This window comes from Grylomicrobium aquisgranense (assembly GCF_033971865.1).
GTDB lineage: Bacteria > Bacillota_I > Bacilli_A > Erysipelotrichales > Erysipelotrichaceae > Bulleidia > Bulleidia massiliensis.
The window spans coordinates 1-3,508 of sequence record NZ_JALBUR010000064.1; the positions used below are offsets into that span (position 1 = coordinate 1).

Annotated in this window: 5 protein-coding genes; all 5 read right to left on the minus strand. The window is 46.7% G+C overall.

Annotation, left to right across the window (positions count from 1 at the left end; all coding sequences use genetic code 11):
- Positions 1 to 117: 117 nt before the first annotated feature.
- Positions 118 to 489 carry a hypothetical protein gene (locus MOZ60_RS11325; protein WP_370596756.1) on the minus strand — a complete coding sequence of 124 codons (372 nt, stop codon included), beginning with the start codon at positions 487 to 489 and terminating at the stop codon, positions 118 to 120.
- Complete coding sequence (locus tag MOZ60_RS11330; RefSeq protein WP_370596757.1) at positions 467 to 1,306, minus strand: ExeA family protein; 840 nt, start codon at positions 1,304 to 1,306, stop codon at positions 467 to 469. Before MOZ60_RS11330 ends, MOZ60_RS11325 begins: the two co-directional genes overlap by 23 nt.
- A gap of 2 nt (positions 1,307 to 1,308) precedes the next feature.
- The gene (locus tag MOZ60_RS11335; protein WP_370596758.1) at positions 1,309 to 2,715 is read right to left on the minus strand and encodes a DDE-type integrase/transposase/recombinase; all 1,407 of its coding nucleotides are present in this window, start codon (positions 2,713 to 2,715) and stop codon (positions 1,309 to 1,311) included.
- Entirely contained in the window at positions 2,600 to 3,274 is a 675-nt protein-coding gene (locus MOZ60_RS11340) for a DUF6431 domain-containing protein (protein ID WP_370596759.1), read from the minus strand. Before MOZ60_RS11340 ends, MOZ60_RS11335 begins: the two co-directional genes overlap by 116 nt.
- On the minus strand, positions 3,261 to 3,508 hold a 248-nt coding region (locus MOZ60_RS11345), incomplete at its 5' end, for a hypothetical protein (RefSeq protein ID WP_370596760.1). The genes MOZ60_RS11340 and MOZ60_RS11345, both read right to left, overlap by 14 nt.

Sequence of the window (3,508 nt, forward strand, 5' to 3'; positions counted from 1 at the left end):
TGTTAATGCTCTAACGGAATGACCTGTTTCTGCTTTCTTATGTTGTCCGGAAACTGCTCATTTTCATGTCACATTCATTCACGGCCATAAAACAGCCCGGTCATTGCCGGGCTTATGTTATCTGATAGGTTTTAGTGCACCTGAGTAGATGTTGGGATGACCATCTGTCCTGCGGCCTCTGGCACAGTCGTGCAGTTTTCTGAGATACCCAGGTTCTTCAAAGGGATCAATGCCGTCACGGTCATTAAGGATATAGGCCTCAATTCCGAGCCGGCAGTACTGGGGATACAGGGCATCATAGATTTCTATTCTCATGTTTTCTTTGCCATATGCATTCATATACTTCAAGAGAAGTCTTCTCAATGCCACGATTTCCAGATTCTGGTCTTTCAGTTCATCGATCAGATCGTCAATCGTGATCTGGTAGTCCGCCGCCTGAGCCTGCAGGAGGCAGTCAGCGTAATCGTCATCCGATCTGTATCTCTTCATGTTTATCTCCAATATTAAGCATTTCGTGCTGACTGACATGCAATACCATGTGCTCATCTATCAGTTTCTGGTTCTGCTGGCTGGCATAGATCAGTGTTTTCTCACAGATGCGGTTGATCATGCGTGGAATGCCAGTGGAACCTTTATAGATTTCCTCGACTGCCTTATCCGTAAACAGTGCATTTTCGATACCGGCATAGCGGAGATTGGATTCAATATACTTTTCTGTCTGGGACAGATCCAGATGGGACAGAACGCAGGTAATATCGATTCTCTGCCGGATAGCCGCATAGTGTTTAAAGCGCAGCTTGGTGTCCCATAATTCGTTCTGTCCAACCAGTATCAGGGCCATCTGGCTTTCAGAATCAAAGTTGGAGTTCAGCAGGAAACGGAATTCTTCCAGTGTTTCTTTCTCGAGAAGATGCGCCTCATCCAGCACACAGATGACCTTTCTATGTTCTTTGGTACGGATGATTTCCACCTGTTTCTGCAGAAGCTTTTTGGCATCGCCGCGGTAGAAGCCGGCTTCCAGGCCAAGCTGGTCCAGCAGGTTCTTATACAGCCACTTTGGCGTGAGCTTGGAATCAGACACATAGAGCAGAAGGTATTTATCCTTTGGCAGTCTGTCGTTGAATTTTCGGATCAATGTAGACTTGCCACACCCGGCATCTGAAGTCAGTACTACGAACAACTGGCGGTCGGCCGCATAGTCCAGTCTTCCCAGCGCTTCTTTCATGGATGGAGATTCGTACAGCTGGTCTGTTGGTATATTTCTTACAAATGGCGTTCTTGCCATTCCAAATGCTTTCTCGTACACGGTCACTCACCATCCTTTCCATAACTGCTGTAGGAAATCGCATCTGCCAGTTTCTGCTGAGATTCACTGTACTTCTTCTCTATGACATCCAGCAGTCTGGAAGTGTCAGGCTTCTTTTCAGTCATGGATTCCGGAATAACCGGATCAGGAGCACAGTACTCCGGAATGGAGACTGGCATTGCCTTGAATGGTGTAATGCCGTCATACCCGATATAGATCTCCATGTCTGCCTTGGGATCATAGCTGATCTCTACCCTGGCTCCGATGAGGGAGGAACCGGCTTCGTATTTTCTTCCTTTGAAGCTGATCAGCCCGCCGCGATCAACTTTACGGGTTTCATGGTACATAAAGGCATGGGCAACTACATCCCGGTCAAGGAAGGTAAGCTGTCTGGTATCCCGTTTCCATTCCTGCTCCGGGCTGATGCCTTCCGGCGGTACCGGTCTGTTTAATGACTGATAGTATTCCCGGATGCCTTCGTGTGGTTTCTTGTGATAGTAGCCATCCAGAAAGACTGCCCACAGCCGGTTGATCTCGGTAAGACTGTCAATTTTCTTCAGCTTGATCTCGGCAATAAAAGAGTCAACGACCTGATGAAACTTCTCAATCTTGCCTTTTGATTTTCCGCTGAACGGCTTGGCACGGATCAGCTGGATGCCAAGCATTGCACAGCTTGTGGTCAGTTGGTGGGAGATATACACGCTGCCATTGTCGGTATAGCATCTGTCAAAGTAGCCGCACTTCAGCACCGCTTTGCGGAATACATCTGTAACGGCATATTCATCCTGTTCTTCATACCATTCCGAGGCAAGAAGATAACGGGAGTGGTCATCAATAATGGATGACAGATAGGCAGTCTGTTTCCTTCCATTACTGCGGATCATGATGCCAACACCATATTTGATGTCTGCCTGGGCAAGCATCATCCGATGAGGCTTACAGAAGCGTTTGGCCGCATTAATGCTTTTCTGATCCTCCCTGTACTTCTTCATCTGCGCTTCGCCAAAGCCTGCATTATAAAGGTAGCGCTGCAGGGTAGATCGCTTCAGCACACCTTCCGGAACTTTGTGCTCACCCTCAAGAATATAGATAATCTGATTGATGGACCTGGAAGGAACTTCTTTCTTCAGAATGATGGCTTCCTGGACCAGATCCTGAAAATTTTCCGGCAGAAGTTTTGTGGCATATCCTTCTCGTGCCTGAGGTTTCAAACCCGAAAAGCCCTCCTGGCGGAAGGCACATTCATAGCGGCGGATAGTACGCACTGAAAGATCACTGTCAGCCGCAATTTTATTACGGACCTCCAGCTTTTTTGCCTGATCCAGGGTCTCGTCCAGTAATGGCGAGATCATCTGGAACCTTTTCAGTGCCTCTTTGTCCTGCCAGCTCTGTACAGCTCTTTGATTCATGATGAAAATCCTCCTTTTCAGGAGAGGATAAACAATTTTCATCCGTGTCACAGGACAAATCAGGTGCAGATTTGCGAGGCAGCGAACAGCCTGTATTGCAAAGACAGCGGACAATTTCGGAAAGCCAGCCATCAGTGAGTTTCCTGAAATGATCTAGTAATGAATCGACGGATTTCTTAAGCTCAGGAATAAAACCGCCGTTTCCTGCCTGAATCGAATTTAACAGTCCTTCAATCTGCGTTTTGGATTCCCTGAGCCAGGTTTTCCATCTATGGAAAGTTTTCTCGCAGGGCAGTGCTTCGAATGCGGGGTCATCAATGCCTACAGTACCATCTGAACATTCTTCAATGACGGTTGATACATAATGCCTGAAAGGAACCAGAAAGTCTGGCAGCTCTCTGTGAAGCCTGTGGCAGGAAGGATTTGTGCACTTCAGCCGCCGAATGAGATAGGCGCTTATTTTATCGTTGTAATAGCGTCCATAACGCTTTACTGAATCTCGATAGACCAGTTCATGGCTGCATTCAGGGCAAGGAACAGTTTCATTACTCTCGACCAAAAAGAGTTTCTGACTTTTCGTTGCCGTCCTTATCTTTTTTGACTATTTTCTTTATTTCAACAAGCTCGTAATCTGTTATACTAATCACGGTTTGGTGACCAGCCTCAGAGAGTATTATCCGCAAGATAACAAAAGACTCTGAGGTTTTTTCCTTTCTAACTGGTGACATTATAAAAAGCAGATCAGTGACAATCAATCTGATCTGCGAATGGTCATTTCGTGAGAGGCGTAACA

What these genes read in the sequence shown, in the direction of transcription:
- MOZ60_RS11325 (WP_370596756.1), bottom strand. Translation starts at nt 489, where the DNA reads ATGAAGAGATACAGATCGGATGACGATTACGCTGACTGCCTCCTGCAG.
- MOZ60_RS11335 (WP_370596758.1), bottom strand. Translation starts at nt 2,715, where the DNA reads ATGAATCAAAGAGCTGTACAGAGCTGGCAGGACAAAGAGGCACTGAAA.